This is a genomic window from Methylobacterium sp. DB0501 (assembly GCF_011043735.1).
Taxonomy (GTDB): domain Bacteria; phylum Pseudomonadota; class Alphaproteobacteria; order Rhizobiales; family Beijerinckiaceae; genus Methylobacterium; species Methylobacterium alsaeris.
In genome coordinates, this window is sequence record NZ_JAAKGV010000004.1 from 117,387 (window position 1) to 143,164 (window position 25,778).

At 68.2% G+C, this 25,778-nt stretch carries 25 protein-coding genes; 6 read left to right on the plus strand and 19 right to left on the minus strand.

The annotated features are described in order from the left end of the window. Window positions 1–59: 59 nt before the first annotated feature. From G4G93_RS07790 to G4G93_RS07800, 3 genes are all read right to left on the minus strand, one after another. Window positions 60–1,319, minus strand: coding sequence for a DUF1501 domain-containing protein (locus G4G93_RS07790; RefSeq protein ID WP_165082849.1), 1,260 nt, complete (start codon window positions 1,317–1,319; stop codon window positions 60–62). A gap of 21 nt (window positions 1,320–1,340) precedes the next feature. Further along, window positions 1,341–2,726 carry a DUF1800 family protein gene (locus G4G93_RS07795; RefSeq protein ID WP_165082851.1) on the minus strand — a complete coding sequence of 462 codons (1,386 nt, stop codon included), beginning with the start codon at window positions 2,724–2,726 and terminating at the stop codon, window positions 1,341–1,343. Window positions 2,727–3,069: 343 nt separating this feature from the next. Further along, window positions 3,070–4,521 carry a cobyric acid synthase gene (locus G4G93_RS07800; RefSeq protein ID WP_165083224.1) on the minus strand — a complete coding sequence of 484 codons (1,452 nt, stop codon included), beginning with the start codon at window positions 4,519–4,521 and terminating at the stop codon, window positions 3,070–3,072. 233 nt (window positions 4,522–4,754) lie between these two features. Here G4G93_RS07800 and G4G93_RS07805 point away from each other — a divergent pair, with 233 nt between their 5' ends. Continuing rightward, window positions 4,755–5,669 (plus strand): outer membrane protein, encoded by a 915-nt coding sequence (locus G4G93_RS07805; protein ID WP_165082852.1) that lies wholly within the window; start codon window positions 4,755–4,757, stop codon window positions 5,667–5,669. A gap of 244 nt (window positions 5,670–5,913) precedes the next feature. Continuing rightward, complete coding sequence (locus G4G93_RS07810) at window positions 5,914–6,423, plus strand: GNAT family N-acetyltransferase (protein ID WP_165082854.1); 510 nt, start codon at window positions 5,914–5,916, stop codon at window positions 6,421–6,423. Between the two features lie 281 nt (window positions 6,424–6,704). On the opposite strand, the gene mmsB is transcribed toward G4G93_RS07810, so the two are convergent. The 3 genes from mmsB to G4G93_RS07825 all read right to left on the minus strand — a co-directional run bounded on the left by mmsB (window position 6,705) and on the right by G4G93_RS07825 (window position 10,470). Next, window positions 6,705–7,592: a 3-hydroxyisobutyrate dehydrogenase gene (gene mmsB, locus G4G93_RS07815; protein WP_165082856.1), complete on the minus strand. Its 888-nt coding sequence runs from the start codon at window positions 7,590–7,592 to the stop codon at window positions 6,705–6,707. 61 nt (window positions 7,593–7,653) lie between these two features. Beyond that, window positions 7,654–8,796, minus strand: coding sequence for an acyl-CoA dehydrogenase family protein (locus G4G93_RS07820; protein ID WP_165082858.1), 1,143 nt, complete (start codon window positions 8,794–8,796; stop codon window positions 7,654–7,656). A 174-nt stretch (window positions 8,797–8,970) separates the two neighbouring features. Continuing rightward, complete coding sequence (locus G4G93_RS07825; protein ID WP_165082860.1) at window positions 8,971–10,470, minus strand: CoA-acylating methylmalonate-semialdehyde dehydrogenase; 1,500 nt, start codon at window positions 10,468–10,470, stop codon at window positions 8,971–8,973. 93 nt (window positions 10,471–10,563) lie between these two features. Between G4G93_RS07825 and G4G93_RS07830 the strand changes: the two genes are divergently transcribed. Further along, window positions 10,564–11,484 carry a LysR family transcriptional regulator gene (locus G4G93_RS07830; RefSeq protein WP_165082862.1) on the plus strand — a complete coding sequence of 307 codons (921 nt, stop codon included), beginning with the start codon at window positions 10,564–10,566 and terminating at the stop codon, window positions 11,482–11,484. Window positions 11,485–11,951: 467 nt separating this feature from the next. Here G4G93_RS07830 and G4G93_RS07835 read toward each other — a convergent pair whose 3' ends face one another. The 3 genes from G4G93_RS07835 to dusA all read right to left on the minus strand — a co-directional run bounded on the left by G4G93_RS07835 (window position 11,952) and on the right by dusA (window position 16,452). After that, a complete protein-coding gene (locus tag G4G93_RS07835; RefSeq protein ID WP_165082864.1) occupies window positions 11,952–12,554 on the minus strand; it encodes a phasin family protein in 603 nt (200 codons plus the stop codon). Between the two features lie 700 nt (window positions 12,555–13,254). Further along, window positions 13,255–15,339, minus strand: coding sequence for a glycogen debranching protein GlgX (gene glgX / locus G4G93_RS07840; RefSeq protein ID WP_165082866.1), 2,085 nt, complete (start codon window positions 15,337–15,339; stop codon window positions 13,255–13,257). Window positions 15,340–15,429: 90 nt separating this feature from the next. Then, window positions 15,430–16,452, minus strand: coding sequence for a tRNA dihydrouridine(20/20a) synthase DusA (gene dusA, locus G4G93_RS07845; RefSeq protein ID WP_165082868.1), 1,023 nt, complete (start codon window positions 16,450–16,452; stop codon window positions 15,430–15,432). A 130-nt stretch (window positions 16,453–16,582) separates the two neighbouring features. On the opposite strand from dusA, the gene G4G93_RS07850 reads away from it, so the two are divergent. Then, a complete protein-coding gene (locus G4G93_RS07850) occupies window positions 16,583–17,671 on the plus strand; it encodes a site-specific integrase (RefSeq protein WP_165082870.1) in 1,089 nt (362 codons plus the stop codon). On the opposite strand, the gene G4G93_RS07855 is transcribed toward G4G93_RS07850, so the two are convergent. Continuing rightward, complete coding sequence (locus G4G93_RS07855) at window positions 17,656–17,916, minus strand: pyocin activator PrtN family protein (RefSeq protein ID WP_165082872.1); 261 nt, start codon at window positions 17,914–17,916, stop codon at window positions 17,656–17,658. The genes G4G93_RS07850 and G4G93_RS07855 overlap by 16 nt on opposite strands. 289 nt (window positions 17,917–18,205) lie before the next feature. Here G4G93_RS07855 and G4G93_RS07860 point away from each other — a divergent pair, with 289 nt between their 5' ends. Next, a complete protein-coding gene (locus G4G93_RS07860) occupies window positions 18,206–18,388 on the plus strand; it encodes a hypothetical protein (RefSeq protein ID WP_165082874.1) in 183 nt (60 codons plus the stop codon). An 11-nt stretch (window positions 18,389–18,399) separates the two neighbouring features. Here G4G93_RS07860 and G4G93_RS07865 read toward each other — a convergent pair whose 3' ends face one another. The 9 genes from G4G93_RS07865 to G4G93_RS07905 form a co-directional block, all read right to left on the minus strand. Continuing rightward, window positions 18,400–19,113, minus strand: a complete 714-nt coding sequence (locus tag G4G93_RS07865) for a hypothetical protein (protein ID WP_165082876.1) — start codon at window positions 19,111–19,113, stop codon at window positions 18,400–18,402. Then, window positions 19,110–19,583 (minus strand): hypothetical protein, encoded by a 474-nt coding sequence (locus tag G4G93_RS07870; RefSeq protein WP_165082878.1) that lies wholly within the window; start codon window positions 19,581–19,583, stop codon window positions 19,110–19,112. The genes G4G93_RS07865 and G4G93_RS07870 overlap by 4 nt, the downstream gene beginning before the upstream one ends. Then, on the minus strand, window positions 19,580–20,050 hold the full coding sequence (locus G4G93_RS07875) for a hypothetical protein (protein ID WP_165082880.1): 471 nt from the start codon (window positions 20,048–20,050) through the stop codon (window positions 19,580–19,582). The genes G4G93_RS07870 and G4G93_RS07875 overlap by 4 nt, the downstream gene beginning before the upstream one ends. Beyond that, window positions 20,047–20,427 (minus strand): hypothetical protein, encoded by a 381-nt coding sequence (locus tag G4G93_RS07880; RefSeq protein WP_165082882.1) that lies wholly within the window; start codon window positions 20,425–20,427, stop codon window positions 20,047–20,049. Before G4G93_RS07880 ends, G4G93_RS07875 begins: the two co-directional genes overlap by 4 nt. Window positions 20,428–20,430: 3 nt before the next feature. Further along, complete coding sequence (locus G4G93_RS07885; protein ID WP_165082884.1) at window positions 20,431–21,882, minus strand: hypothetical protein; 1,452 nt, start codon at window positions 21,880–21,882, stop codon at window positions 20,431–20,433. 112 nt (window positions 21,883–21,994) lie between these two features. Continuing rightward, on the minus strand, window positions 21,995–22,804 hold the full coding sequence (locus G4G93_RS35495) for a Bro-N domain-containing protein (protein WP_206289613.1): 810 nt from the start codon (window positions 22,802–22,804) through the stop codon (window positions 21,995–21,997). Window positions 22,805–22,985: 181 nt separating this feature from the next. Then, window positions 22,986–23,930, minus strand: a complete 945-nt coding sequence (locus G4G93_RS07895) for a helix-turn-helix transcriptional regulator (protein WP_165082886.1) — start codon at window positions 23,928–23,930, stop codon at window positions 22,986–22,988. 553 nt (window positions 23,931–24,483) lie between these two features. Then, on the minus strand, window positions 24,484–24,699 hold the full coding sequence (locus G4G93_RS07900) for a hypothetical protein (protein WP_165082888.1): 216 nt from the start codon (window positions 24,697–24,699) through the stop codon (window positions 24,484–24,486). A gap of 180 nt (window positions 24,700–24,879) precedes the next feature. Beyond that, window positions 24,880–25,146 (minus strand): hypothetical protein, encoded by a 267-nt coding sequence (locus G4G93_RS07905; protein WP_165082890.1) that lies wholly within the window; start codon window positions 25,144–25,146, stop codon window positions 24,880–24,882. Between the two features lie 272 nt (window positions 25,147–25,418). On the opposite strand from G4G93_RS07905, the gene G4G93_RS07910 reads away from it, so the two are divergent. Further along, window positions 25,419–25,778, plus strand: a complete 360-nt coding sequence (locus G4G93_RS07910; RefSeq protein WP_165082892.1) for a hypothetical protein — start codon at window positions 25,419–25,421, stop codon at window positions 25,776–25,778.

The following is a 25,778-nucleotide window of genomic DNA, read 5'->3' on the forward strand; positions in this document are numbered from 1 at the left end:
ACAGGGCTCCGAGAGGCAAGGCGCGGCGCGGGTCGTGCCTGCGAAGACCTGCGTGCCGCCTACACCACCAGTCCCCGCACCGGCCGCACTCCCTCGCTGCCCGGGAAGACGCGGCTGGCGAGGACAGCCGGCGACAGGCCGAACAGGTCGGCGGCCAACCCCTTGGCGACCGCCCGCAGGTCGGTGGTGGGCGCGAGGTCGCGGCCCTCGTGCAGCTGCGCCGGGGCGAGGCCCGGCCAGTCGGCCAGGACCCGGCCGCCGCGCACGGCGCCGCCGAGGAGGAAGGCCACCGTGCCGGTACCGTGATCGGTGCCGGTGGTGCCGTTGACCCGGGCGGTGCGGCCGAACTCGGTGACGACCAGGATCGCGGTGTCGGACCAGCGCGGCGCCAGGATCTCGGCGAAGGCGGAAAAAACCCCGTCGAGCCCGCCGAGCAGGCCGGCGAGGCGGCCGGTGGCGCCGCCCTCGTTGGCGTGGGTGTCCCAGCCGTCGAGCGCCAGGGCGGCGATGCGCGGGCCGTCATCGGCCGCGATCAGCCGGGCGGCGCCCTCGGCGAGGCCGCGCAATCCCCCCGCCTCCTTGCCCCCCGCCTCCTTGCCCCCCGCCTCCTTGCCCCCCGCCTCCCTCGGACCGCCCTTCGTCAGGGCATCGACGTCGAGGCCGCGGGCGAGGGCCTCGGCGAGCATCGGATCGCGGGCCTCGTAGAGCCCGAGCACCCGGCGGCCGAGTTCGTCGCTCGCCCGCGGCAGGCGCGGCGGCGCCCAGCCGAGGACCGGAGCGGGTCCGCGCAGGATCAGCGGCGGCACGACGCCGACCCCGAGCGCCGTGCGGGGCGGGATGCCCTCTCCCGCCGGCAGGGCGGCGACGAGGCGGTTGAGCCAGCCGCTGGCGGTGTGGCCGGGGCCGGGCTGGCCGCTCTCGAGCACGTCCTGCCCGTCGAAATGCGAGCGCTCGCGGTAGCCGGTGGCGGCGGCGTGGACGACGAGCGCCTGGCGGGCGCCGTAGAGCCGGGCGAAGGTCGGAAGGGCCGGGTGGAGGGCGAAGAACCCGTCGAGGGGGAGCGCCGCCGCTCTCCCGTCCCCATTGCCGTCGCGGGTGAGCGCGATGCCGGGTCGCAGGTCCGCGTAAGCCGGGTCGCCGAGGGGGGCCACCGCCGACAGTCCGTCGAGGGCGCCGCGCAGGACCACCACGACGAGGCGGGCGTCGCGGGAGCCCGGGGCGGCGTAGGCGGTGCGGGGAACCGCGCCCCAGGCGAACAGCGCGCCGGCGGTGCCGAGCACGGCGCGGCGGCTCGGATGGGATTCGCAATGGTCGCTCATGAGGCTCACCTCCCTCTAGGCTCACCGGCGCTGGAATTCGGGCGCCATCAGGACGAGGGCGATGCCCTGCGCCCGGCTCTCCGCCCGGCGCAGGGCGGTGCGGGTCTCGTCGGTGGCGAGGGGGCCGAGCACCGCGTCGGCGAAGGCCGTCGGATCGGTGCCGGCGGCGAGCTGGCCCGCCCGGGCGGCGACGTCGAGCCGGGTGCGCAGGCCCTCCGGCGAGGCCCAGGCGCCGGCCTCGTCGGGATAGCCGTTCGGGGCCGGCGCCGACCAGAACGGCTGGCCGAGGCTCGCGAGCGCTCCCATCACCACCCGCGGCTCGGGTGCCAGCGCGAGCCCGCGCGTCGCCGCGACGAGGAATTCCTGGGGGCTGCGCACCTTGCGCGGCACCGGGTCCCAGGCCTCGGGAGACTCGATCAGCACGAGGGCGAGCCGGGCGAGGTCGCCGTCCTGGTCGAGGAAGGTCTGGCTCAGCCGCGCCACCAGGGCCGGGGGCGGATCGTCGGCGACGAAGTGGCGCGCGAGCCGCAGGGCGACGTGGCGGGCGGTCGCCGGGTGCGCCGCGAGGTCGGCGAGCGCCATGCGCAGCTGCTCGGGCCCGACATCGAGGTAGGTGCGGCCCATGAGCGCCATGGCGCCGGGCTCGTGGGCGCCGCGCCGGAAGGCGGTCGAGCCCGGCAGGCCCTCGGCCTGGCCGTCGCGCTGCACCGACCAGCCGGTGAGGATGCGGGCGAGCGCCGTCACGTCGGCCTGCGCGTAGCCGCCATCCGCCCCGAGCGTGTGGAGTTCGAGGAGTTCGCGGCCGAGATTCTCGTTGAGACCCTTGTTCCCGTGGAGACCGCTGCCCTTGCGCTGGCCCGCCGGCGAGTTCGGGCCGACCGAGGCGACGTTGTCGAGGTAGATCAGCATCGCCGGATGGGTGGCGGCGGCGAGCAGCATGTCGCGGAAGCGCCCGAGCACGTGCGGGCGGATCGCCTCGCGCTCGAAGGCGCCGGCGCTGACCCGCATCCGCGGCCCGCGCGCCACCGAGACGGTGAAGTGGTTGGCCCAGAACCAGACCAGCCGCTCGACGAAGCCGGTCGGCGCGCCTTGCGCGAGGGCGAGCCGCGCCGCCACCTCGGCCCGGTAGACGCGCTCCTGGATCGGCTGCGGTGCCGGGCCTGCCGGCATCGCGGCGTCCGGCGGTCCCGCCCGGACGAGCTTGCGCGCCTGCTCCTCGGCCCCGAGTCCGGCGAGCAGCGTCGGCGTGGCGGAGAGGTCCGGCCCGCTCGGCAGGGGCACGGTGCCGGCCAGGACCTCGCGACGCAGGGACTCCTCGACCGGCTCCTCACGGGCGAGGTCGCCCGGCCGGGCACCGAGACCGAACCGCCCGAGGGCGAGCGCCGTCCGACGCGGATCGACCGTCATGGTGCGCCCCTCCCCGGCCATCCGCCGCCAGCCGGCATGACGCGCTGTGAGGCCTTAACCGATGCTGAGCGGGAGATGACGGTTTCGTAAGGTTCGGTGCGGGCGGAAGGGTCGGTCTTTTCGCGGTGACGGACAGGGATCGACCATGCTCCGCGTCATTCGGGGGCCGCGAAAGCGGAGCCCGGATTCCGGGCACTCGGGTTCGTCGGGACGAGGCGGTCGGCGCGCCGCTCGCTCCTTCCATACGGCGGTTCTGGATCCCGGGCTCCGCTCTCGCCGCCCCGGGACGACGCGTCGGGCTTCATCGACCGGTGCGCCGCCCGGCGCCCGGCCGAGCGGCCTCTCATCCCGCCAGCGCCAGCAGCCGCTCGCAAGCGACATGCGCCTCGAGATGGTCCGCCAGGCGGTCGAGCACGCCCTCGATCACCGCCTCGTAGGCCTCCGGCCCGGGCGCGGCGCCGAGGCGGCCGAGCCACAGGGCGCGCTGGGCCTCGCCGGCGAACAGCCCGTGGACGTAGGTGCCGCAGACGAGGCCGTCGGCCGAGACCGCGCCGTCGGGGCGGCCGTCGGCGAGGCGCAGCAGCGGCCGGGCGGCGTCGGGCCCGCCGGTCTCGCCGACATGCATCTCGTAGCCGGTGAACGGGGTTTCGTCCGGCAGGCTCACGCCGCTCGCCGCCGCCAGCCGCTTCTCGCCGGTCATCACCGTCGCCACGTCGAGGAGGCCCAGGCCCGCCACCGTGCCGGGCGGGCCCTCGATGCCCTGCGGGTCGCTCAAGCTCGTGCCGAGCATCTGGTAGCCGCCGCACAGGCCGAGCACCCGCCCGCCGCGCCGGCGATGGGCCAGGATGTCGATGTCCCACCCCTGGGCGCGCAGGAAGGCGAGATCGGGGATCGTGGTCTTCGAGCCCGGGAGCAGCACGAGGTCGGCCTCGGGCGGAATCGGCCGGCCCGGATCGACCAGCACGACGCTCACCCCCGGCTCGGCCCGCAAGGGATCGAGGTCGTCGAAATTGGCGATGCGCGGCAGGACCGGCACCGCCACCACCTTGGCGCCCGGAAGCGTGGGTCCGGTGCGGCCGGCGCCCTTCAGCCCCAGCACGTCCTCCGCCGGCAGCCGCGCGGCGTCGGGGAAGTGCGGGATCAGCCCCAGCGCCTCCCAGCCGGTGCGGGCGGCGATCAGCCCCATTCCGTCGGAGAACAGGCTCGGATCGCCGCGGAAGCGGTTGACCAGGAAGCCGCGTACCATCGCGGCATCCTCCGGATCGATCACCGCCTTCGTGCCGACGATGCTGGCGATCACCCCGCCGCGGTCGATGTCGCCCAGCAGCACCACCGGCGTTCCGGTGGCGCGGGCAAAGCCCATATTGGCGATGTCGCCCCGGCGCAGGTTGACCTCGGAGGCCGAGCCCGCCCCCTCGACCAGCACGAGGTCGGATTCGGCCTGCAGGCGTCCGAAGCTCTCGACCACGGCCGCGAGCAGCCGCGGCTTCCAGTCCTGGTACTCCCGCGCCCGCGCGGTGCCGACCATCCGGCCCTGCACCACCACCTGCGAGCCGGTTTCGCTCTGGGGCTTGAGCAGCACCGGGTTCATGTGAACCGAGGGGGCGACGCCGGCGGCCCGGGCCTGGAGCGCCTGGGCGCGGCCGATCTCGCCGCCGTCGATCGTCACGGCGGCGTTGTTCGACATGTTCTGCGGCTTGAACGGCCGCACCCGCAGGCCGCGCCGCGCATAGAGGCGGGCGAGCCCGGCGACGATCAGCGACTTGCCGACATCCGAGCCGGTGCCCTGGATCATCAGGGCGCGGGGCCTCGACTCGTCTCGTGCAGGCATGGATCCTCGGGGTTGGCCGGTCGCTGGCGCCGGCAGTTCATGCTGGGACCCGGTCTCGCCGGGACTTGGCGGCAGCGCACGGAAAAAATTCGGAAACCGTGGCGGTCGGAGGCCGGGTGTGGCGCGGCGGTCATAGGCGTCCGGCCACGGTGAAGCTACGGTTTTGCCATATATCCGTTCAACCGGGGCGTATTCCAGTGATCAAGAAGCTCATGCTCGCCGGCGCCGCGACGTCGCTCCTCACCGGAGCGGCCTTCGCGGCCGACCTGCCGGCCCGCGTCGCTCCGCCGCCGGTCTTCACGCCGGTGCCGGTCTTCACCTGGACCGGTTTCTACGCCGGCCTGCACACCGACTACACCTTCACCGACCGCCAGCGCATCACCACGCTCGGCAACGACGTGACGCCGACCAACACGATCGGCAACGTCGCGACCCTGCGTCGCCCGCCGGTGGTGCGCAACGAGCAGGACGGCCTCGCCAATATCGGCGGCGGCTTCGGCTACAACTACCAGTTCACGCCGGGCTCGGGCTTCGTGGTCGGCGTCCAGGCCGACTGGGCCTGGACCGACATCCACAAGAACACCTTCTATCTCGGCCCGCAGCTCGCCGCGAATAACGGCTTCTCCGATCCGAGCGCCTTCCGTCAGGAGCTGTCCTGGCTCGGCACCGTCGTCGGCCGCGCCGGCTACGCCTTCGACCGCGTCTTCGTCTACGGCATGGGAGGCTTCGCCTATGGCGGCGTCGATTACCGCGCCAACTTCTACACCACGGCCGGTGCCAACCCGCCGCTCGCCCTCGCCTATACCGGCCGCTACAACGACATCGCGACCGGCTACGCCTATGGCGGCGGCATCGAGTACGCCCTGCCGACCGACTCGTTCCTGGCCCGCTTCAGCCTGCTGAGCCTGCTCGGCGTGCAGTCCCAGGCCGTGACGATCAAGGCCGAGTACCTGCATTACGACCTCGGCAGCCGCAACGTGCTCGTCAACAACACCGCGCTCGCGGTGAATGGCGGCGTCGGCGCCCAGCCGCGCGGCTCCTACACCTCGCGCTTCACCACCGAGGGCAACCTGGTCCGCGCCGGGTTCAGCTACAAGTTCAACGGCCTCTGATCGTCCGATCGGCTGAGCCGCATCGGCGGGCCTGCTGAAGGCCCGCCCCTCTCGAACGGCCGTTGGGCATAGGCCCGGCGGCCGTTTTTCGTCGTCGCGTCGATCGGCCGATCGGACGACCTACCCTCCGAACCGATGCCGTGGGACAAAGCACGGGAGGCGCGGTTCGTAACAAAGCCGCAACGAGCGCGATCGCAGGCATCGGGCGCCGAAATCTCGCGGCAACCGCCCCGACGGAGAGGTGATGCCGAGCAATCTCATTCATCCCCCTGCCGCGTTCGTCGTTCGTCACGCCGTCGCGGACGACACCCGCGCGCTGGCCGGTTTGATCGATCAGCTGGCCGCGCATCACGGCGATCGCGCGACGACCGACGACAACGCCCTCCGGACCGACCTCTTCGCCTCGTCACCCTGGGCAACCGCCCTGGTCGCGGAGGGAGGGGGACGACTGGTGGGCTACGCTCTGCTCGTCCGCCTGTACCAAGCCCAATACGCGGCCCGCGCCATGGATCTCCACCATCTCTTCGTCGTACCCGACGCACGAAACTCCGGTATCGGCAAGGCGCTGATCGAAGCGGCCCGGACGGAAGCCGCAGCACGAGGATGCGTTCGGCTGGTGGTCGGAACCCACCCTGAGAACCGACGTGCCCAATCCTTCTACCGGATGCTCGGCTGTCCGGATCTCCCGCCCCACGGGCCGAGATTCGAAATCCCGCTCGACGCTTCTCGAATCCTTACAGGTGAGCGCCGTTAGTCCGGTTCGACCGCCCGCGTGGGATTTCGCAAGCTCCACCTGCCCGGACGACCGGAGTTCAAGCGGAAGGGGATTCGGGATAGGGGGGCGTGGCTTACGGTCGACCACGGATCGGCCGGCACCGCATGCGCCGGTGTCGTTTACCGTGTCGCCACGCGATCGGGCGCGCGCTCGCGGCTCATATCCCCATATCCCCGTCCTAAGCGGCGCCGACGGACGCGAAGCCCTTACAGTCCATGGCCGCAAGGTCTTCGGCGCGCCGGCCGCGGCGTGACGGGTCCTCAGTCCCGTGCCGCCTCCCGCAGGTGGCGGATGATGCCCGAGAAGTCGGTGCCCCCCTGCCCCGCCGCCTCGAAGGCGGCGTAGATCGCCTCCGCCTGCGCGCCGAGCGGCGTCGCGGCGCCGGCGCTCGCGGCGGCCTCCTGCGACAGGCGCAGGTCCTTGAGCATCAGGGCGGCGGCGAAGCCCGGCTTGTAGTCGTTGTTGGCCGGCGAGGCCGGAACCGGGCCCGGCACCGGGCAATAGGTGGTGAGCGACCAGCACTGGCCCGACGAGGTCGAGGCGACGTCGAACAACGCCTGGTGCGACAGGCCGAGCTTTTCAGCCAGCACGAAGGCCTCGGCGACGCCGATCATCGAGATGCCGAGGATCATGTTGTTGCAGATCTTGGCGGCCTGGCCGGCGCCGGCCTCGCCGCAATGCACCACCTTGCGGCCCATCTGGCCGAGGATCGGCTCGGCGCGGGCGAAGGCGTCGGCAGAGCCACCCGCCATGAAGGTCAGGGTCGCGGCCTTGGCCCCTCCGACGCCGCCGGAGACCGGGGCGTCGAGGCTCGCGAGCCCGCGGGCCCTGGCCTTCTCGTGCGCCGTCCGGGCGCTGGCGACGTCGATGGTCGAGCAATCGATCATCAGTGCGCCGGGCGGGACCTGCGGCAGCACCGCGTCGTAGACCGCGAGCACGTGCTTGCCCGCCGGCAGCATCGTGACGACGATCTCGGCTCCCTGCACGGCGGCCTCGGCGCTCGACGCCACCGTGATCCCGGCGGCGCGGGCGGCGTCGAGCGCCTCGGGCATCAGGTCGAAGCCCGTGACCGCGTGACCGGCCGCGACGAGGTTGGCGGCCATCGGGCCGCCCATGTTGCCGAGGCCCAGGAAGGCGATCTGCGTCATGGCTCAGCGTTTCCTCTGTTGAAGTCTGCTTTTCTCGACGGGGCCGCGGACAGCGTGCGGCTCAGCCCGCGGCGAGTCCGCGCGCCACGATCACCCGCATGATCTCGTTGGTGCCCTCCAGGATCTGGTGCACCCGCAGGTCGCGAACGATCTTCTCCACCCCGTATTCCGACAGGTAGCCGTAGCCGCCATGCAGCTGGAGCGCCTCGTTGGCGACCCGGAAGCCGGTATCGGTGGCGAAGCGCTTTGCCATCGCCGAGCGCTGGGTGGCGTCGGGATCCTTCCGGTCGAGGGCGGCCGCGGCGCCGTAGAGGAGCGCGCGGGCGGCCTCCAGCTCGGTGGCCATGTCGGCGAGGCGGAATTGCAGCGCCTGGAACTCCTCGAGGCGCTTCCCGAAGGCCTTGCGCTCCGCCATGTAGGCGAGGCTCTTGTCGAGGGCGGCTTGCGCGCCGCCGAGCGAGCAGGCGCCGATGTTGAGCCGGCCGCCGTCGAGCCCCGCCATGGCGATGCGAAAGCCGATGCCCTCCTCGCCGAGGCGATTCTCGACCGGGACCCGGCATTCCTCGAAGATCACCGCCCGGGTCGGCTGGGCGTTCCAGCCCATCTTGCGCTCGTTCGGGCCGAAGGACAGGCCCGGCGCGTCCGAGGGCACCACCAGGGTCGAGATGCCCTTCGGCCCCGCCTCGCCGGTGCGGACCATCGTGACGTAGAGATCGGCCGCGCCGGCGCCCGAGATGAACTGCTTGGCGCCGTTGAGGATATAGTGCTCCCCCTCCCGCCGGGCGGTGGTGCGCAAAGCCGCGGCGTCCGAGCCCGAGCCCGGCTCGGTCAGGCAATAGGCCGCGACCTGATCCATCCGGCACAAGGGAGGCAGGAAACGCTCGCGCTGGCTCGCCGAACCGAACCTGTCGATCATCCAGGCGGCCATGTTGTGGATCGACAGGAACGCCGCCACCGTCGGGCAGCCGAGGCTCAGGGCCTCGAAGATCAGGGCGGCGTCGAGCCGGGTCAGCCCCGAGCCGCCATGCTCCTCGGAAATATAGATGCCGCCCATGCCGAGCGCGGCGGCCTCGCGCAGCACGTCGAGGGGGAAATGCTTGCGCTCGTCCCAGTCGAGGGCGTGCGGCGCGATCCGCTCGGCCGCGAAGCTGCGCGCCATGTCGCGGATCGCGATCTGGTCCTCGGGGAGGGTGAACAGGGTCATGCGGCGGTTCCTCCTGGCTCCTCTCCTCCCCCTTGTGGGGAGGAGTTGGAGGTGGGGGTGGTGCAGCAGGCACCGCCCAGCTCTATCCGGCACCACCCCCACCCCTAACCCCTCCCCACAACTTGCAGCGATACCGGGCAAGCCCGGGATCGCCTGGGGAGGGGGAATTGCTGCCTACTGCATCACCGGCATCGAGAACTGCGCGCCTTCCTTCACCCCCGACGGCCAGCGCTGGGTGACCGTCTTGGTCTTGGTGTAGAAGCGCACCGCGTCGGGGCCGTGCTGGTTGAGGTCGCCGAAGCCCGAGCGCTTCCAGCCGCCGAAGGTGTAGTAGGCCAGCGGCACCGGGATCGGCACGTTGATGCCGACCATGCCGACCTGCACCTTGGCGGCGAAGTCGCGGGCCGCGTCACCGTCGCGGGTGAAGATCGCGACGCCGTTGCCGTATTCGTGCTCGTTGGGAAGGCGCAGGGCCTCGGCGTAGTCCTTGGCGCGCACCACCGAGAGCACGGGGCCGAAGATCTCCTCCTTGTAGATCCGCATCTCCGGCGTCACGTGGTCGAACAGGCAGCCGCCCATGTAGAAGCCGTTCTCGTACCCCTGCATCTTGAAGGCCCGGCCGTCGACCGCGAGCTTGGCGCCTTCCTTGACCCCGATCTCGACGTAGTTGCGCACCCGCTCCAGGGCGGCTTTGGTCACAAGCGGGCCGTAATCGGCGCTCGGATCGGTGGACGGGCCGATCTTCAGGCTCTCGACCCGCGGGATCAGCTTGCTCATCAGCGCGTCGGCGGTCTTCTCGCCGACCGGCACCGCCACCGACACCGCCATGCAGCGCTCGCCGGCCGAGCCGAAGCCGGCGCCCATCAGGGCGTCGACGGCCTGGTCCATGTCGGCGTCCGGCATGATGATCATGTGGTTCTTGGCGCCGCCGAAGCACTGGGCGCGCTTGCCCGTCGCGGTCGCCCTTGCATAGACGTACTGGGCGATGTCGGAGGAGCCGACGAAGCCGACCGCCTGGATGATGTCGTCGTCGAGGATCGCGTCGACCGCCTCCTTGTCGCCGTTGACGACGTTGAGGATGCCGGCCGGGAGTCCCGCCTCGATCATCAGCTCGGCGAGCCGCATCGGCACGCCCGGATCGCGCTCCGAGGGCTTGAGGATGAAGGCGTTGCCGCAGGCGATGGCGGGAGCGAACTTCCACATCGGGATCATCGCCGGGAAATTGAACGGCGTGATGCCGGCGACCACGCCCAGCGGCTGGCGCATCGAGTAGATGTCGATGCCGGGGCCGGCGCCCTCCGTGTACTCGCCCTTCTGCAGGTGCGGGATGCCGCAGGCGAATTCCACCACCTCGACGCCGCGCTGGATGTCGCCCTTGGCGTCGGGAATCGTCTTGCCGTGCTCGCGGGCCAGCAGGTCGGCGAGGCTGTCCATCTCGCGGGCCACGAGGTCGAGGAAGCGCATCATCACCCGCGCGCGGCGCTGCGGATTGGTGGCGGCCCAAGCTACCTGCGCCTTGGCGGCGTTCTCGATCGCGGCACGCATCTCGGCCTGGCTCGCCAGCGCCAGGCGCCCGATCACCTCGCCGGTCATCGGCTGGTAGATGTCGGAATACCGGCCGGAGCGGCCGGGAACGTGCTCGCCGCCGATGAAGTGCCCGACTTCGCGCGCCATGAGGGATCCTCCCTGGATCAGATGTGTTGAGGCCACCTTGCCCTGGCGATCCCCATAGCGGAAGGGGCGTGGGAGCGGAACGGGTGTGCGCGGATGCGGGAACCGGAAGGCGCCAAAGGCGACGTGTGGGACGATTACCGCTTCGTGCTGGCGGTGCACCGGGCCGGCACGGTCTCGGCGGCCTCGCGCCGGCTCGGGGTCGATCACGCGACGGTGATCCGCCGCATCGACCGGCTTGAACGGCGCCTGGGCGAAAAGCTCTTCTACCGCCGTGCCTCGGGCTACACCGCGACGCAGGCCGGCCTCGCGCTGGTGGCGACGGCGGATGCCGTCGAATCGGCGATCATCCACGGCGAGGCGGCAATCGGCCGGGCGGCGGCGCAGCTCGTCGGCACGGTACGGATCGGCGCGCCGGACGGCTTCGGCAGCACCTTCCTGGCCCCGCGCCTCGCCGGCCTCGTCGAGCGCCATCCCGAACTCGACATCGAACTCGTGGCGACCGCCCGGCTGTTCAGCCTGTCGAAGCGCGAGGCCGACATCGCCATCGGCTTGAGCCTGCCGCCGGAGGGCCGCATCGTCGGGCGCAAGCTCACCGACTACGCCCTCAAGCTCTACGCGGCCCCCGCCTACCTCGCGCAGTGCCCGCCGATCCGGACGCGGTCCGACCTCGAGGGCCACCGCTTCATCGGCTACATCGACGAGTTGCTCTACTCGCCGGAACTCGACTACCTGCACCAGGTGGCGCCGGGGGTGAGCGCGCGGTTGCGCAGCGCCAACCTCAACGCGCAGCTCCAGGCCACGGTGGCGGGCCTCGGCCTCGCGGTGCTGCCCTGCTTCATGGCCGCCGGGCGAGGCGACCTGACTTGCGTGCTGCCGGACGAGATCACGCTCACCCGCAGCTTCTGGCTGATGATGCACGCCGACAGCCGCGACCTCGCCCGTATCCGGGCGGTGGCGGAGCACATCTACGCGGTGGTGGAGGCGGAGCGGGAGATGTTCGAGCCGGTGGGGTGAGGGACGGAGGCGAATTCCGGTCGACCCGACCGATGGGGCTGCCTTCGACCCTCGACACCTCTCCAACCCGGGCGGTGCCGAGCCGATGCAGGCGATACGCAATTGCATCATCGCTGTCGAGACGACCGTCGACCATCCGCCTGACGTGATCGCCGAGCAAAATACAGCCCAGTAAAAAATTCGATTACCTGAATATCCAATGCAAATAATAATTCATGGTTTTAATATTTTATTAGTGAATCAACTATATTTTTAGCGAAGACGGCAAATTTTATTTTCAGATCGAGCCAAGTCTCGGCCAACCTTTGAGCCTCGACGCCAAGCATCGTCATATTGAAGACTTGCAAGCACATGGCGCAATCCGTGCTGCGCCGCATGAGAACCGGTGCTTTCAAGACGAGAGAAGGGGCGGCTGAGCCGCCCCTCTGGAGATTCTTCAGGTATTATGAACCGGGAGGCGCACGACTTCAGCGGACAGCCGTGGGACCCTGCGGGGCAATACTGGAAAACGCCTTGCTGGCCTCCTCGACCGCGCGGACCGAGCCCTCGGCGATGGCCTTGCTGTCTTGCACCATGTGCTGCAGTCCTTCACGGACCAGCTCGCTCTGGATCGCGGTGAACTCCTGCACCGAGGTCGCGCGCATCAGCTTGTTGAGGCCGTCGAGGTTGCGTTGCCACTGCTTCTGACCCAGCTCGAACCAGTTGCGGGAAGCATCCTGGTAGGCTTGAGACAGAACCGTGCCGCAGCGCGTGATCGCTTCGACGTTCTGCTTCGACTGACGCGACAGGCGCTCGCTGTCCTGCCCGGTGAACCCCAGTGAACGGGTGAGTCGATCCGCTGCCTCGCGGGCCTGCTGAGAGGCGGTGTCGACGTTCTTCTGGAGGATGTGCTTGGCGTTTTCGGCAGCCTTTTCATTGAGATTGGTCATCCGGCTCATGCCGTCGCGAGCAACATCGGCGAACTGAGTGCCCTGCTCGCCGGCTTCGTTGATGCTCGCCTTGACGGCATCGGTGAACTTCTCAGTCTGCTCGGCCTGCTTGTTCGGCGCGGTGTTGGAATGGACGGCCATGATATCTTCCCTGAATTACCTTGGATATGCATAAAGTGCCTATTTATTCTATAAGCACGTCGACTTCAATCGACAAACCATGTTGGTTTTTTGCTGCACCTCATCGATATCGTGGTGAATTACCGGATTTCAAGGAGGATACGGACATTTAAATAAAAGATGTACTATGTTATATGCAGCGCAGCATCACGATTGGGTTGCCGACAACTCATCGCGTTACACGATTTGATCGTGCCGCGTTGGAGCTTTGATCGGAGATCGGAACGATTGGGCCGCTTTCTGGATATGACGCGTGCGGGTAGGGCGTGCGCGGACCGCCGCCCCATGACCAATACGCGGGCGGCCAGTACGAACCCTCCGACGGATCGCGTTTATGGGCTGCGGCCTCCGCGACTGCGAATTCCAGCATCATGTCTTCGATGTCGGCGGGTCCGAGCATGATCGCTCCTCAGCGGTCATGTTGCACCGCACAAAACAATGGCTGGATCGACGGGGAGGTTCCATGCGACCTGCGTCGCCGCCCCCCGTCCTGTGCCACGGGTGAGCTGCCCGATCTCGCGAGACCCCGGCCTAAGCAGAGCTCTTGTGGCCGCGATGTCGGCGGCCGGCCCCCGCATGGCGCCGAGCCAAGCAGCGTTCCTCACCCGCTGCGATCGTTCACGCGATCAAGCAGCCAGGTCCAGGCCCGGAGGGAGGCGCGCTACCTCACATCCCGCGCCAGCACCAGCAGCGCCCGCCCCGGCAGCCTGAGGCTTCCGCCCCCCCGCACCGCCTCCCGCCCCACCGGCCGCCCATCCGCCACGGTCGTGTCGAACAACGGCGTCCAAGGCCCGCCGATCACCGGGGCAAGCCGGAAATCCAATGCCCCCTCCCCCGCATTGGCGAGGATCAGCAGCCGCCGCCCGTCCGGCGCGTCGTTGCCGATCTGCATGCCGAAGGCCCGCCGCTCGCCGTCGCCCCAGGCGCCGTCATCCATCTCGGCACCGCAGGGCGAGAGCCAGTGCACGTCCTTCAGGCCCGCCGGCGCCACGGTCTCGCCGGTGAGGAATTTTCGCCGGCGCAGGGCCCGGTGCTCGCGGCGCAGCGCCAGCAGGTTGCGCACGAAGTCGGTGAGGCCCGGATCGCCGTAATCGGTCTCCCAATCCATCCAGGAGGTGGCGTTGTCCTGGCAATAGGCGTTGTTGTTGCCGCCTTGCGTGCGCGAGCGCTCGTCGCCCATCAGCAGCATCGGCACGCCCTGCGCGAGCAGGATCGTGGCGAGCAGGTTGCGCTTCTGGCGCGCCCGGACCGACAGGATCTCGGGGTCGTCGGTCGGCCCCTCGACGCCGTAATGGCGCGAGACGTTGTGGCCGTGGCCGTCGCGGTTGCCCTCGCCGTTGGCCTCGTTGTGCTTCTCCTCGTAGGCGACGACGTCGGCGAGCGTGTAACCGTCGTGCGAGGCGATGAAGTTGATGCTGGCGGAAGGACCCCGGCCGGAGGCGGAGAAAATTTCCTTGGAGCCGGTCAGCCCCTGGGTGAGCTTCGGCAATTGCCCGGCATCGCCCCGCCAGAAGCCGCGGGCCGCGTCGCGGAACTGGTCGTTCCAGTCGCTCCAGCCGACGGGAAAGCCGCCGAGCTGGTAGCCGCCCATGCCGATGTCCCACGGCTCGGCGATGAGCTTGACCCGGGACAGGATCGGATCCTGCGCCATCGCCTGGAGCACCGCGGCGCGCGGCGTGAAGTCGTGGGGCGAGCGGGCGAGGCTCGAGGCGAGGTCGAAGCGGAAGCCGTCGATCCGGTAGACCTCGACCCAGTGGCGCAGGGAATCGAGCACCATCTGCATCACCCGCGGCACCGCCACGTCGAGGGTGTTGCCGCAGCCGGTGCAGTCGATGTCGCGGCGCGGATCCTCGGGGTTCAGCTTGTAGTAGCTCGCATTGTCGATGCCGCGGAACGACAGGCTGGGGCCGGTATGGTCGGCCTCGCAGGTGTGGTTGTAGACCACGTCGATCAGCACCTCGATGCCGGCGGCGTGGAGCTGGCGGATCGCGCTCTTCAGCCCGGCGGTGCCGGCGGGGCCGAGATAGCGCGGTTCGGGCGAGAAGTAGTTGAGCGGCGAGTAGCCCCAGAAATTGGTCAGGTCCTTCTCGACCAGGAAGCGGTCGTCGACGAAGGCCTGGATCGGCAGCAGCTCGATCGCCGTGACGCCCAGGCGCACGAGGTGATCGACGATCGCCGGGTGGCCCAGGGCCGCGTAGGTGCCGCGCCAGGGCAGCGGCACGCCCGGATGGGTCTGGGTCAGGGCCCGGACATGGGCCTCGTAGATCACGCTGTCGACCAGCGGGTGGCGCAAAGGCGGGTCGTCGTGGACCGGCGCCTCGGGCGCGGTGACCACGCCCTTCGGCATCATCGGGGCGCTGTCGCGCCGGTCGAGCACGTCCTCGCGGTGGCTGCCGCGCCGGTAGGGGTAGAGCGCGTCGTGCCAGCGCACCCGGCCGTGGACCTCCCGGGCATAGGGGTCGAGAAGGAGCTTGTGCGGGTTGAAGCGGTGGCCCCGCGCCGGCTCCCAGGGGCCGTGCACCCGGTAGCCGTAGAGCTGCCCCGGCAGCACGCCCGAGAGATGGCCGTGCCAGACGTCGTCGGTGCGCCGCGGCAGCCGGACCACGTCGGTCTGCACCCGGCCGGTCGGATCGAACAGGCACAGGTCCACCGCCGTGGCATGGGCGGAGAACAGCGCGACATTGACCCCGCGCCCGTCGAAATGGGCGCCGAGCGGCGCAGGCGCCCCGTCATCGAGTGCGATCATCCGGTCCGTCGTTCCCTCGGGCGCGAGCCTGTTCGAAAGCGACCATGCCCGCGGACCGGCCGGCTGCCAAGCTGACCTGAGGTCCGGGTTTCAGGCCGCCGCGACCGCCGGCTCGCGGGAGACGAGCGCCACCGCCTCGCGCAAGGTGTGCAAGCCCGCATCCGGCCGCGTGCCGGCGACCGAGAGGTGGCGGCGATAGGGCCGCGCCCCGGGCCGGCCGTTGAACAGGCCGAGCATGTGGCGGGTCATGGCGTGCAGGCGCAGGCCCTCCTCGAGCCGTTTCGCGATGTAGGGCTCGTAGGCCTCCACCGCCGCGAACGGGTCGGCCACCGGCGCCGGCACGCCGAACAGGCCGGGATCGACGCCCAGCAGCAGGGCCGGCTCGGCATAGGCCGCCCGCCCGAGCATCACCCCGTCGAGGGCGTGGCCCTCCACCGGTTCGAGCGCGGCCTTCGCGGTCGCGAGGTCCTGCAGGCCGCCGTTGAGGGCGACCGGCAGATCCGGGTTCGCGGCCTTCAGCCGGTGGACCCGGGCGTAATCGAGGGGCGGGATGTCGCGGTTCTCCTTCGGCGACAGGCCCTTCAGCCAGGCCTTGCGGGCATGCACGATCAGCGCGTCGACCCCCGCCGCCCGGACCGCGGCGGTGAGTGCGTCGAGCGCCGCCTCCGGGTCCTGGTCGTCGACGCCGATGCGGCATTTCACCGTCACCGGCACCGAGACGGCCGCCTTCATGGCGGCGACGCAGTCACCGACCAGAGCCGGCTCGCGCATCAGGCAGGCGCCGAACCGCCCGTCCTGCACCCTGTCGGAGGGGCAGCCGACATTGAGGTTCACCTCGCGATAGCCGAATCCTTCCGCGATGCGGGCGACGGAGGCGAGGTCGCCCGGATCCGACCCGCCGAGCTGGATCGCCACCGGATGCTCCGCCGCATCAAACCCGATCAGCCGCTCCCGCGGCCCGTGCAGCACGGCGCCGGTCGTCACCATCTCGGTGTAGAGCAGGGCCCGGACCGAGAGGGTGCGATGGAACGCCCGGCAATGGCGGTCGGTCCAGTCCATCATGGGTGCTATAGAAAAGCGCCAAGGACTGAAATTGCTCGTTTTTTCAACCATGGCAACCACCTGACCCGACCCTCATGCTGTACGATTTGAACCCGTTTCCGGCGTTTTGAGCCGGTTTCTTGTCGAAAGTACAGCAATGCTGTACGCCTCCGACCCATGCTGTAGCGCGCCCGGGGGCATCGTGGGAACCATCGTCGAGCGCAAGCGCAAGGACGGATCCCTGGGCTACCACGCCCAGGTGGTGGTCAGGCAGGACGACGTCATCCACCGTGAGACGAAGACCTTCGATCGCAAGGCGGCGGCCAACTCATGGATCGCGAAGCGGGAGCGCGAACTGTCCGCACCCGGCGCGGTGTCGGGCAAGAAGGCCGAGGACCCCACACTCGGCGCGGCGATCGACAGGTACGTGGCCGAGAGCCGGCGCGCCCTGGGGCGCACCAAGGCGCAGGTGCTGAAGACCATCAAGACCTTCGACATCGCGGACAAGGCCTGCTCGACCATCACCAGCGCCGACGTGGTGGCATTCGCCACGGAGCTATCCGCCGGTCGGCAGCCGCAGACCGTCGCCAACTACCTCGCCCACCTCGGCAGCGTGTTCTCGATCGCGCAGGCCGCGTGGGGCTACCAGCTCGATCCCTCGAGCATGCAGGACGCCCGGAAGGTCACCGCGAAGCTCGGCCTCGTCGCCAAGTCGAAGATGCGCAGCCGCCGCCCCACGCTCGACGAGCTCGACCGGCTGATGACGCATTTCGGCGGAGTCCGGCATCGGCGACCCGGCAGCCTGCCGATGCAGGCGATCGTCGCGTTCGCGCTGTTCTCGACCCGGCGCCAGGAGGAGATCACCCGCATCGCCTGGGCTGACCTCGACGAGGAGGGCTCGCGGGTGCTGGTCCGGGACATGAAGAACCCGGGGCAGAAGATCGGGAACGACGTCTGGTGCGAGCTGCCGCCGGAGGCGCTGCGGATCGTTCAGGCGCAGCCGCGCGTCAGAGAGCGGATCTTCCCCTACACCACCGATGCGATCTCGGCAGCTTTCACCCGGGCGTGCGCCTTCCTGGGGATCGACGACCTCACCTTCCACGATCTGCGCCACGAGGGCGTCTCGCGGCTGTTCGAGATGGGCCGGACCGTGCCGCTGGCGGCGTCGGTCTCCGGCCACAAGAGCTGGTCGTCGCTTCAGCGCTACACGCACATCCGCAAGGCGGGTGACCGGTATGCGGGCTGGCCCTGGCTCGTGGTGGTGACCGCGGCCGATCAGCCGCAGAGCTGACTGCACTCCTTGCGCGCGGCCTCGGCCCGTTCGTCGACCCACCGCGCGAGGTCGTTCAGGTGCACCCCCTTGGCCGATTTCTGGCTCGCCTCAATGCGGACCAGCGGCAGGGCAATCTCGCCGGCGGAGATCTTCCGCACCAGCTTCTCGGGCGTCAGGTGCGAGAAATAGTCCCGGCACACGCGCTCGATCGGGATCACCGCCGCGCCACCGTACTGCGCCAGCAGGAGAAACGCGGTGTTCATGGGCTCGGGCCTCGCGACGGGATTGGCGATGGTAGAAGCTCGGGCGCGCGGCATTACGGCAGCTCCGTCAAGATGTCGCTGTTGGCGTGATTGGCGGCGAAGCTGATGACGGCCCGGGGGGATGACCGTTCGCGGTTCGGTGATGTACAAACTTTCCGGGATCAGCGGGAACGTGTCGTGCGCCCAATCGCAAAGCGCGCAGACATGGCGCCCGTGAGTGGCGCCCCAACAACTCATCTTGGAAAGTCGAACAGTCGTTTTGCTTTCTAAAGCGACGGACGCCCTTGGCGTGGGTGGCCTCTTTCGCGATGTCATGAGGCCACTCGACACCTACCTCTCCAACGGCGAGGTGGAGGCAGGCCAGCCGACCGGTCGTAGCGATGCCGATCCGTCGGCGACCGCGCTGCGTAAAGGGACCATCCGGCGCAACGCCATTCGGCGCGTGCCGGAGACTGTCTTGGCTTACGGCTGAGCGCAGCGGCCTCACTGCACCCTCGCCGATGAGACGGCCTGCACAGCCGTTCGCGGAATCAGGCAGACAAGCCGCTGATTTGATGCATGTTTCGCCTGCGAGGTGCCCGAAATCAGGGCTGTTGAATCACTGCCCTTTAGAGCGGCCGCGAGGTGCTGCAGATACTGACCACCCGCGCACATCGGCTCGAATTCCTCGCTCTCCCGGGCGTAAAATTCGGCCAGAGCGAACAGCCCGGCCCGGGTGGTGGGCGTGACCTTGGTCAGCGCCTCGAACGCAACCGAACTCGCATCGGCTGCAGCGTTGGCGCGGCGCATCTGCGCGTCGTTACTCTCATCGAGGTCCGACAGCGCGGCGGAGTGAGCCGCCTCGGCGCTCACCGCTTCGGTAATGGCCGGGAAGATTGGATCCGCCTCGACCGCTTCGACCGGCCAGCAGGTACAGGCGAGCACCGTAAGATCGGCGACGCGGACCTGGGCGGCCCCATAGGTCGGCTGGTGGGCCTCGGCGAACTCGGCCTCGTCGGCAAGCCACCAGCGCAGATGGTCGAGGAGCTTCAGCGCACTAGCAGCCGTGGTGCACGCCGTCGTGATTAGTGCGTCACCAGCCTCGCGGTATGCCTCCTCGGCGAGGACAGACGCCTCGCCCTCGGGCGCGACCTGGAAGGCATCGTAAGCGGTGCGATGGGCGGTGATCGCCACGAGGATGGGATCGGGCGCGGTCATGCCGAGCCCTCGGCTGATCCGCTGTCCGTGAACAGGTCCGGCTTCAGTTCGGCAGCCCGCGCCCAGACCTCTGTCACGACCTCGTGGCTCAGTAGCTGCTGAGCGGCGAGGATGAAGGCACGCCGCCGGCCGTCCTTAGCGGAGGTGGCGGCGAGCGTGTCGGCGGAGTGGGCTTGGTCCCGCTCAGCCCGGCGAAGGGTGCCGATTCGCTCCTGGAGACGAGGACGAATCCGGCGCTTGCGCTTGTGCGCGGTGGTGGCGCGCCGGCGCCACTCCGGATCCGCGCCGCGCAGATCGGCGGCGGACAGCTGGTCCTCGATCCTGGCAATCTCGCCGTCGAGGACCGCCAGAAGCTGGCGCCCCTCCTCGGCTGTCGGAATGTCGTCGAGGTGGATGACCCGCCCCTCGATCAGCAGGACGTCGATCCCGACGAGGCCGCGGGTGGGCGGGAGGCGACCGATCGCGTTCATGCCCGTCCCTCCGCCAGGAAGTCGGCATCGTCGGGCGCAGCCTTGCCGTCGCGAGCCCATGCGGGGAGAGACCCGGTGCCGGTCCATGCGGCCCGGTCACGGTCATCGTAATCCGGTTCGTCGCCGAAACCGATGAATCCTGGCGGCAGGCCCTCCTGGGTGGCGCTGAGGATCGCACGCGCCGCAGCTACGTCGGTGTCGCCCTCAACGGAGGTGCCTTCAAGCGACAGTGCCAGCGCCAAACCGAAGACGCGTAGGCCGTCCAGCGTCGCAGGAACGGGCAAGGCAAGGACGCGAGCAACCTCGTGTCGCTTAGCCCTGTTCACCGCCTGCGCGGCCTTATGGGCGGAGAGAGAGGGATTCGAACTCCCCTCAATCGGCCTGGAGGCCACGAACCAGGCATAGGCGGTCAGGAGACGATGCCGGTAGGCAACGTGCGGGTCGGTGGTGGTCTGGGCAGAGATCACGACAGCACCCCTTCGTTCGACATGGTCAGGCGGCCAGCGCGGTAGTCCTCGACCCAAGCCGGGTTCTCACCGGCCGGGCCGAACAGCGCCGGCAGCGCGGCGGCGACGTCGTCGTAGATCCGGTTCAGCAGACGCTCGGCCCGCTCGATGGCGGCGCTGCGCTGACCGTCGTCGGTGAGCACCCGGTCCTCTTCGGCGTAGGCAGCGCCCGAGAGGAAGTCCTGGAACACGAGATCTACGAGGGTGGTGCCGAGGGCGTCCCGGGTCTCGGGCGGCAGGCCGGCCCAGGCAGCGGCGGGGTGGAGCGACGTGAGGACCGCTCCGAAGGGGGCGGCAGCACAAGGCTGCCGGGTTTGAATGCTGAGGGCGATCGCCATGGGTCAGTGCTTCCCGTGGAAGGCGGTGACCTCATTCCGGAGGCTGCAAGCCAGGCGGGCGATGCCTTCCCAGTCTCCGTTCACAACGGCGCGACGCAACAGCTTCTCGGCCCGCTCGTCGGCGTCGCTCTCGGTTCCGGGTTGGCGCTTCTGGAGTTCGTCAGCGACGGCGCCTTTCAGCGCCATGCAGCGATCACCCTCGTCGGTCACCTGCTGACAGCCTGCATCGCCGAGCTTCGGCCACCATCCGGCGGTGTGGAATTGGTCCTCCGCCCGATCGTAGACATCGAACAGGGCGCAGAGTTGCGGGACCGAATAGCCGGATAGATCGAGGTTCGGCGTCTCGGGGTCGGTGACCTTCGGTGCCGTGGTTGGCGAAGCCGGAACCTGGCCGGCGAGGCTGCTCATCAGGTCGAGCAAGAGGCGACCGTCAGCCCGGTATTGGTCACGCGTCCAGTCGGATCGCCAGAGGTCACTTTGCACGCTCCAAGAGAGGGCGAGTGCCTTTGCGTGCCGGGTTTCTCGTGAGTGACCGGGCAGTGCCGCGGCAGCGTCCAGAAGCGCCCACTTCCGATCTATCCTCACACCGTCGCGCTCATCGGCCTGCTGGCTGAGATCGTTGCGCTCCTCGTGCTCCTGGGCCATCTGCGCCACCCATTCCCGCTCGATGGCGTCGAGTATCGCGAAGGCTGCTATGTCCTCACCCGCCGACGTCGCCAGCGGAGAGCGGGCGATCAGATCCAAGAGGACGGGCGCCTCTTCCTCGAAGCCGGTACCCTGATCCTTTTCGAATTCGAGGGCGTAGGCGGCGAGCGCTCGGCAGCCCTCAGCGGTCTGCGGGACGGTATTCAGAACGACGTTGCGCCAGTGATCCCACATGGCGGCATGCGCTGGCCTCTCGGGCACCCAAGACGGGTGGTTGTTCGGCTCGCCGCAGCAAACCTTGTGCAGGCTCTCATGCTCCTGGTTGAGCCGGCGCTGCTCCTCGATCGCCGTGAGGATCGGGTCCGTGGGGGTCTCGGACTTGGCCGGACGCCCAAGGTGGAGCATCTGCTCCGGCTCTCGGGCATGCTCGCCGAAGCGGAGGTTGCGGTAAGCGACCGGCATAGGGTGATCCCGGCCGAGGGACCGCTCGACTATGAGGGCGCTGCTCTGCCGCTCGATCACGGCGAGGGCGTAGGCGGCCCGGTCGGCGTCGGAGTGAAGCGGGGTGTGCAGGAGCGCCCGGAAAGCCTCCTCCTCAGCCTGCTTCCGAGCCGCGGCGTCCGGCTGGCCGTAGGTGTCGGCGAAGAGAGCGTGCGCATATGCCAGTTCGTGCGCCTGGATCAGCGCAGCCAGGGCCTCCGAAGGCGTGCCGGCCCCGACGAGGGCCGTCTGGGCCGGAACCGGCGCCGGCAGGTTCTCCGGCGAGAATGAAACGTGAACGCCTTCGGGCATACCGGGAACGTGAAGCATAGCAGCCTCCTGATGGGTCTGGCTGTGTGGGGAGAAGGCGGGCGAGGACCCGCGGGGTGGCCCGTCCGGGCCGGCTCTCAGCCGACGAGGGCGGGAACTGGGAAGAAGAGGATCAGGCTACGGGCGCGTCGGCCGCAGACGTCTCGCGCAGGGCGGCAACGATGTCGGCCGACCACTTGAGCTGGCGCACCGGCGTGCCGTCGGAATGCTTCTTGCCGGTGTCGAGGAAGACGGCGAAGCGCTCGCCCGCTTCGGTCGGAACCCAGTAGGGCCGGTCCTTGGCGTCGCGACGCCCCTCCTGGAAGCCGCGCTCGGCCAGCATGTTGTTGGTCGCGATGGCCGAGAGGCCGCCGAGTTCCTTGCCGAGGTCGGTCGGGGTGAGAAGCGGGGCCTGCTGCGGTGCCAGGAGATGGGTAGCGCCCATCAGCGCCAGGGGATCGATGCCGGTGGTGGTGCGCGTCGCGCGGTTGGCCGCCAAAGCCGCCTGGTTGCGGTCGAGGCCGATCAGCTCGCCGATGGAGAAGTAGGAGCGGAAGGCGGTGGCGACCCCGGGCGCATCGGACCGCTCGGCCGGGGCGTAGGTGCCGGTCCGGCGGAGGCTCGGCAGCACCTCGTGGAAGACCCAGCGCTGAAAGCGGGTGATGGCCTGCCGGATCTCGGACGGGACGGAGTTCGTCGCACGGCGCTGGAGGATGGCCCGGTACAGGCCCGCCTCGCTGATGATGGCGACCGTCTGCTCGCCTCCAGGGGTACCCACCGTGTGGGTACCCTTCTCGTCGTCATCGAGCGTGCGGGTCAGCTTCTCAGCATCCCGGTGGCCGAGGATGATCGCAGCGTCAGCGGCGACGAACCAGCTCTCGCCGTTCCGATCGACCAAGCGCAGCGGTTTGGTCTCGAAGTCGAAGGTGGTGAGCGCTCCCATCCCTCAGCCCTCCGTCTGGTGGGTGAGCGCGCGGCCAGCGCACCAGAGCACGGCCACGGCGAGAATGGGGATAACGGGGATCGGGTTGGGCAGCACGGGCGGCCTCCAGCATCTCTTTCCGATGCACGAAGGCCATTATGTCGGAAAAATCCGACACGTCAATCGGATCGGTAGCAAGGCCCTATCTCGGCTTGCCGATTCGTAGCACCACGCGGCCAATAATTTTTACATCCTCACCCAGCTCGGCCTCGAAGTTATCAAATCTAGGATTATAACTAATGCATTTAATTTTATCGATTTGACTATTGCGTACAATTTCAATCTGACGCACCAGCGTGATATCCTGGTCTGTGATACAAAAAACTCCACCCCTGCGAATATTACAGTCAGATCTATCTATAAATACACGATCCCCATCTAAATAACCTGAGCCGCTTTGATCCGTCATCGCACTGTCAGTGATAGCTATAATATCTAAATTTTTTGGATCGAGCCTAAGTTCGTCTGATAGATATTTCCACGGAATATCCCATATATCTATAACTACCCCTGGCTGATATATTCTGCCTTTCGGGTGCGTTTTTACGGGTTGTGGATAACCGATTTCTGGGATTGAGGTGTCCAACTCGGGTATGCCGTCGGTGTTCACATTGACCTTGGACATCGCATCAATTTTGGCCCAGCTTGGTATATTATAATTTTTCTCGGCAAATGCGAACGATCGCTCTCCAGTTTCAACTGTCAGCTTAAAGTGGTAAGGATCATCCTCAGTCGTTGCTACTATTCTCGATCCATTCCATTTCACGGGAGAGCTTTTGAGCCAATTGTCCGCAGTCTGCTCATCCTCTCCGCCCCAAGATGGAAGAAAGAGGTCTGTATCATTGTTAGCAGGAAGAAGCTGCATGCCTGCAATAAAATTTGGTGACACACCCAGCTTTGTTGCAATAGCAACAATCTCTTTATATGGGATTGATTTCTTTTTTCCACGAAGAAAATCGTCTATGTATGTTCTGTTGCGCCCAATTTCTTCAGATATATAGAATGAGCTGCGACCCGTGCTTTCGAGCAGGGCTGCGATATTAAGCCGAGCCTTGTCGGCGTCGAATGTCGGAGTGGTATCGGTCATATCCGATTATCCCATGAGCCCCGCTGTGGGGCCAGACGCATTGTCGCGCTTGCCTGCTCGGAAAAATCCGATAGCATGGTCGGAAATCCGACTTTCACGCGGTGCTCCATGGATGAGATCCTGAGGCAAAATTTGCGAATGTGCTTTTCGACGTTCATGGCGCATTCCGCAAATATAAGCCCATCAACCGTGGCTCAGCGCTGCGCGGGTGATTGGCGGTTCTTCGAAAGACTGGACGATAGAACTAGAACATTCACAGTAAAAAAATATACCCAGGTAATGATTTGGTTCTCGCGACATTGGCCGCCAAAAGCTGAGTGGCCTAACGGCATTCATAGACCATTGGAAGAAGCCTCCTCAAAAGAGTTCGATCTATGTTGATCCGCTCACTCCTCTCCTGGCTGGATCGGCGGATCGATGCGCGGATCTTGGCCGATCGAAAGCGCAGATGGGATGACTTGAGGGCTCAAGTCTCTGACGCTGAGCGCGAGCGCATGGGCGAGTTCGCGCCGCGGCACGCCGCAGGCCAGACGAGGCCTGCGGCGCAATGATGCTAGCGAAAGTTGAAAATCGACATCCTCAGGGCAGTCAGGGCCTCTTGATGGAGAGGGGTGCCTTCGCCAACCGTCTTGTTGATGTACTCGCCAGCATCGATCTCGATCTTGCCACGCAAGACCGGATCTTTCGCCGCGAGATGCACCATCGTTGCCTGAACGGTAGCTCGCAGTGCGAGCACCATGGCGTGCAGTTTCAAATCGTCGTTGCTCAAAGTCGTCTCCCTGAGTGCGAGCATCGGCGCGAGGGGTCGGGCAGCCACCCGACCCCTCACTTTCACAACGCTTCGACGCGCTCCACGGCGCCTCGACAACTCCAGGGTAGCGCTGCCGGACGGCGCGCGCGAATCCTCCGCCGCCCGGCGCTCGCACTTCTCAACCGCCGTGTGTCGTGGTCAGGCCGTCCCACCCTTCCACGCCCTGGTCTGCTCGGTGAGCTTCGCCACCACTTCGTGCAGCAGCACCATCGCGGCTCTGATCAAATCGACCGTCGGCACGCTGTGGGCCAGCAGCCAGACGTTGACGTCGAATCCTCTGCCGTCCCGCTCGACCCGGAAGGTGATCACGTAGGTCTCCGGGCCGAAGGGGTCGTCGTCCTCGAACTCCATGCGCTGCAGTTCGATCGTGAAGTCCTGATCGGGGTCGGTCTCGCGTCCGGTCATGACCGGCTCCTCTCATCGGGGCCGGCGGCGGGACTGGAGCGCGCTTCGCTCCCAGGGCGCGTGCCGGCGTCGGCGCTGGCGCGCCCGCTCCTTGTGTTTGCGTCTCGTCTCGGCGGCCCGCGCCGCGCCCGGTCCTGCCAGGGTGGTGCGCAGCGTGGCCTCCGTCTCCGTCAACTCATCCTCGGGGCATCTCCTCATCTGGCACCTCCGTCACGACCCGGATCGTGGCGGAGGTGGATTGGGAGATGTCCCAAAAGTCTTGGGAGCAGCGCGTGACCGCGTTCCTGCTTGAGGCGGCCGAGGGTCTGCGCGAGATCGCGCAGCCGGTCGGTAACGACAGCATCAAGGTTCAGATTGGCCGCGCCGCTCGGCGGGCCGGGCTCTCGTACTGGCGGGCCTTCGACCTCTGGTACCGCAAGGCCCGGTGCGTCCAGGCCGCGGAGATCGAGGCGATCCGAGCGGCGCGTGCGGCCCGCACCCGGGAGAGATCAGATGAGTACGCCTCGTTGGCAGCAGACTTCGAAGCGCTGGCGGAACGCGTGTCCCGTCTCCGTGCGGGAACCGCTGGGGCGGATGCTGATGCGCTCCGGGCGCTGGCTGGCCGCTCTCGGCGTCTGGCTGAGGGAGAGTGA

What these genes read in the sequence shown, in the direction of transcription:
- G4G93_RS07855 (WP_165082872.1), bottom strand. Translation starts at nt 17,916, where the DNA reads ATGAACACCGCGTTTCTCCTGCTGGCGCAGTACGGTGGCGCGGCGGTG.
- G4G93_RS07790 (WP_165082849.1), bottom strand. Translation starts at nt 1,319, where the DNA reads ATGAGCGACCATTGCGAATCCCATCCGAGCCGCCGCGCCGTGCTCGGC.
- dusA (WP_165082868.1), bottom strand. Translation starts at nt 16,452, where the DNA reads ATGGTTGAAAAAACGAGCAATTTCAGTCCTTGGCGCTTTTCTATAGCA.
- G4G93_RS07830 (WP_165082862.1), top strand. Translation starts at nt 10,564, where the DNA reads ATGCGGGAACCGGAAGGCGCCAAAGGCGACGTGTGGGACGATTACCGC.
- glgX (WP_165082866.1), bottom strand. Translation starts at nt 15,339, where the DNA reads ATGATCGCACTCGATGACGGGGCGCCTGCGCCGCTCGGCGCCCATTTC.
- G4G93_RS07810 (WP_165082854.1), top strand. Translation starts at nt 5,914, where the DNA reads ATGCCGAGCAATCTCATTCATCCCCCTGCCGCGTTCGTCGTTCGTCAC.
- G4G93_RS07885 (WP_165082884.1), bottom strand. Translation starts at nt 21,882, where the DNA reads ATGCTTCACGTTCCCGGTATGCCCGAAGGCGTTCACGTTTCATTCTCG.
- G4G93_RS35495 (WP_206289613.1), bottom strand. Translation starts at nt 22,804, where the DNA reads ATGGGAGCGCTCACCACCTTCGACTTCGAGACCAAACCGCTGCGCTTG.
- G4G93_RS07865 (WP_165082876.1), bottom strand. Translation starts at nt 19,113, where the DNA reads ATGACCGCGCCCGATCCCATCCTCGTGGCGATCACCGCCCATCGCACC.
- G4G93_RS07800 (WP_165083224.1), bottom strand. Translation starts at nt 4,521, where the DNA reads ATGATCCAGGGCACCGGCTCGGATGTCGGCAAGTCGCTGATCGTCGCC.
- G4G93_RS07825 (WP_165082860.1), bottom strand. Translation starts at nt 10,470, where the DNA reads ATGGCGCGCGAAGTCGGGCACTTCATCGGCGGCGAGCACGTTCCCGGC.
- G4G93_RS07795 (WP_165082851.1), bottom strand. Translation starts at nt 2,726, where the DNA reads ATGACGGTCGATCCGCGTCGGACGGCGCTCGCCCTCGGGCGGTTCGGT.
- G4G93_RS07905 (WP_165082890.1), bottom strand. Translation starts at nt 25,146, where the DNA reads ATGACCGGACGCGAGACCGACCCCGATCAGGACTTCACGATCGAACTG.
- G4G93_RS07870 (WP_165082878.1), bottom strand. Translation starts at nt 19,583, where the DNA reads ATGAACGCGATCGGTCGCCTCCCGCCCACCCGCGGCCTCGTCGGGATC.
- G4G93_RS07895 (WP_165082886.1), bottom strand. Translation starts at nt 23,930, where the DNA reads ATGACCGATACCACTCCGACATTCGACGCCGACAAGGCTCGGCTTAAT.
- G4G93_RS07835 (WP_165082864.1), bottom strand. Translation starts at nt 12,554, where the DNA reads ATGGCCGTCCATTCCAACACCGCGCCGAACAAGCAGGCCGAGCAGACT.
- G4G93_RS07820 (WP_165082858.1), bottom strand. Translation starts at nt 8,796, where the DNA reads ATGACCCTGTTCACCCTCCCCGAGGACCAGATCGCGATCCGCGACATG.
- mmsB (WP_165082856.1), bottom strand. Translation starts at nt 7,592, where the DNA reads ATGACGCAGATCGCCTTCCTGGGCCTCGGCAACATGGGCGGCCCGATG.
- G4G93_RS07880 (WP_165082882.1), bottom strand. Translation starts at nt 20,427, where the DNA reads ATGGCGATCGCCCTCAGCATTCAAACCCGGCAGCCTTGTGCTGCCGCC.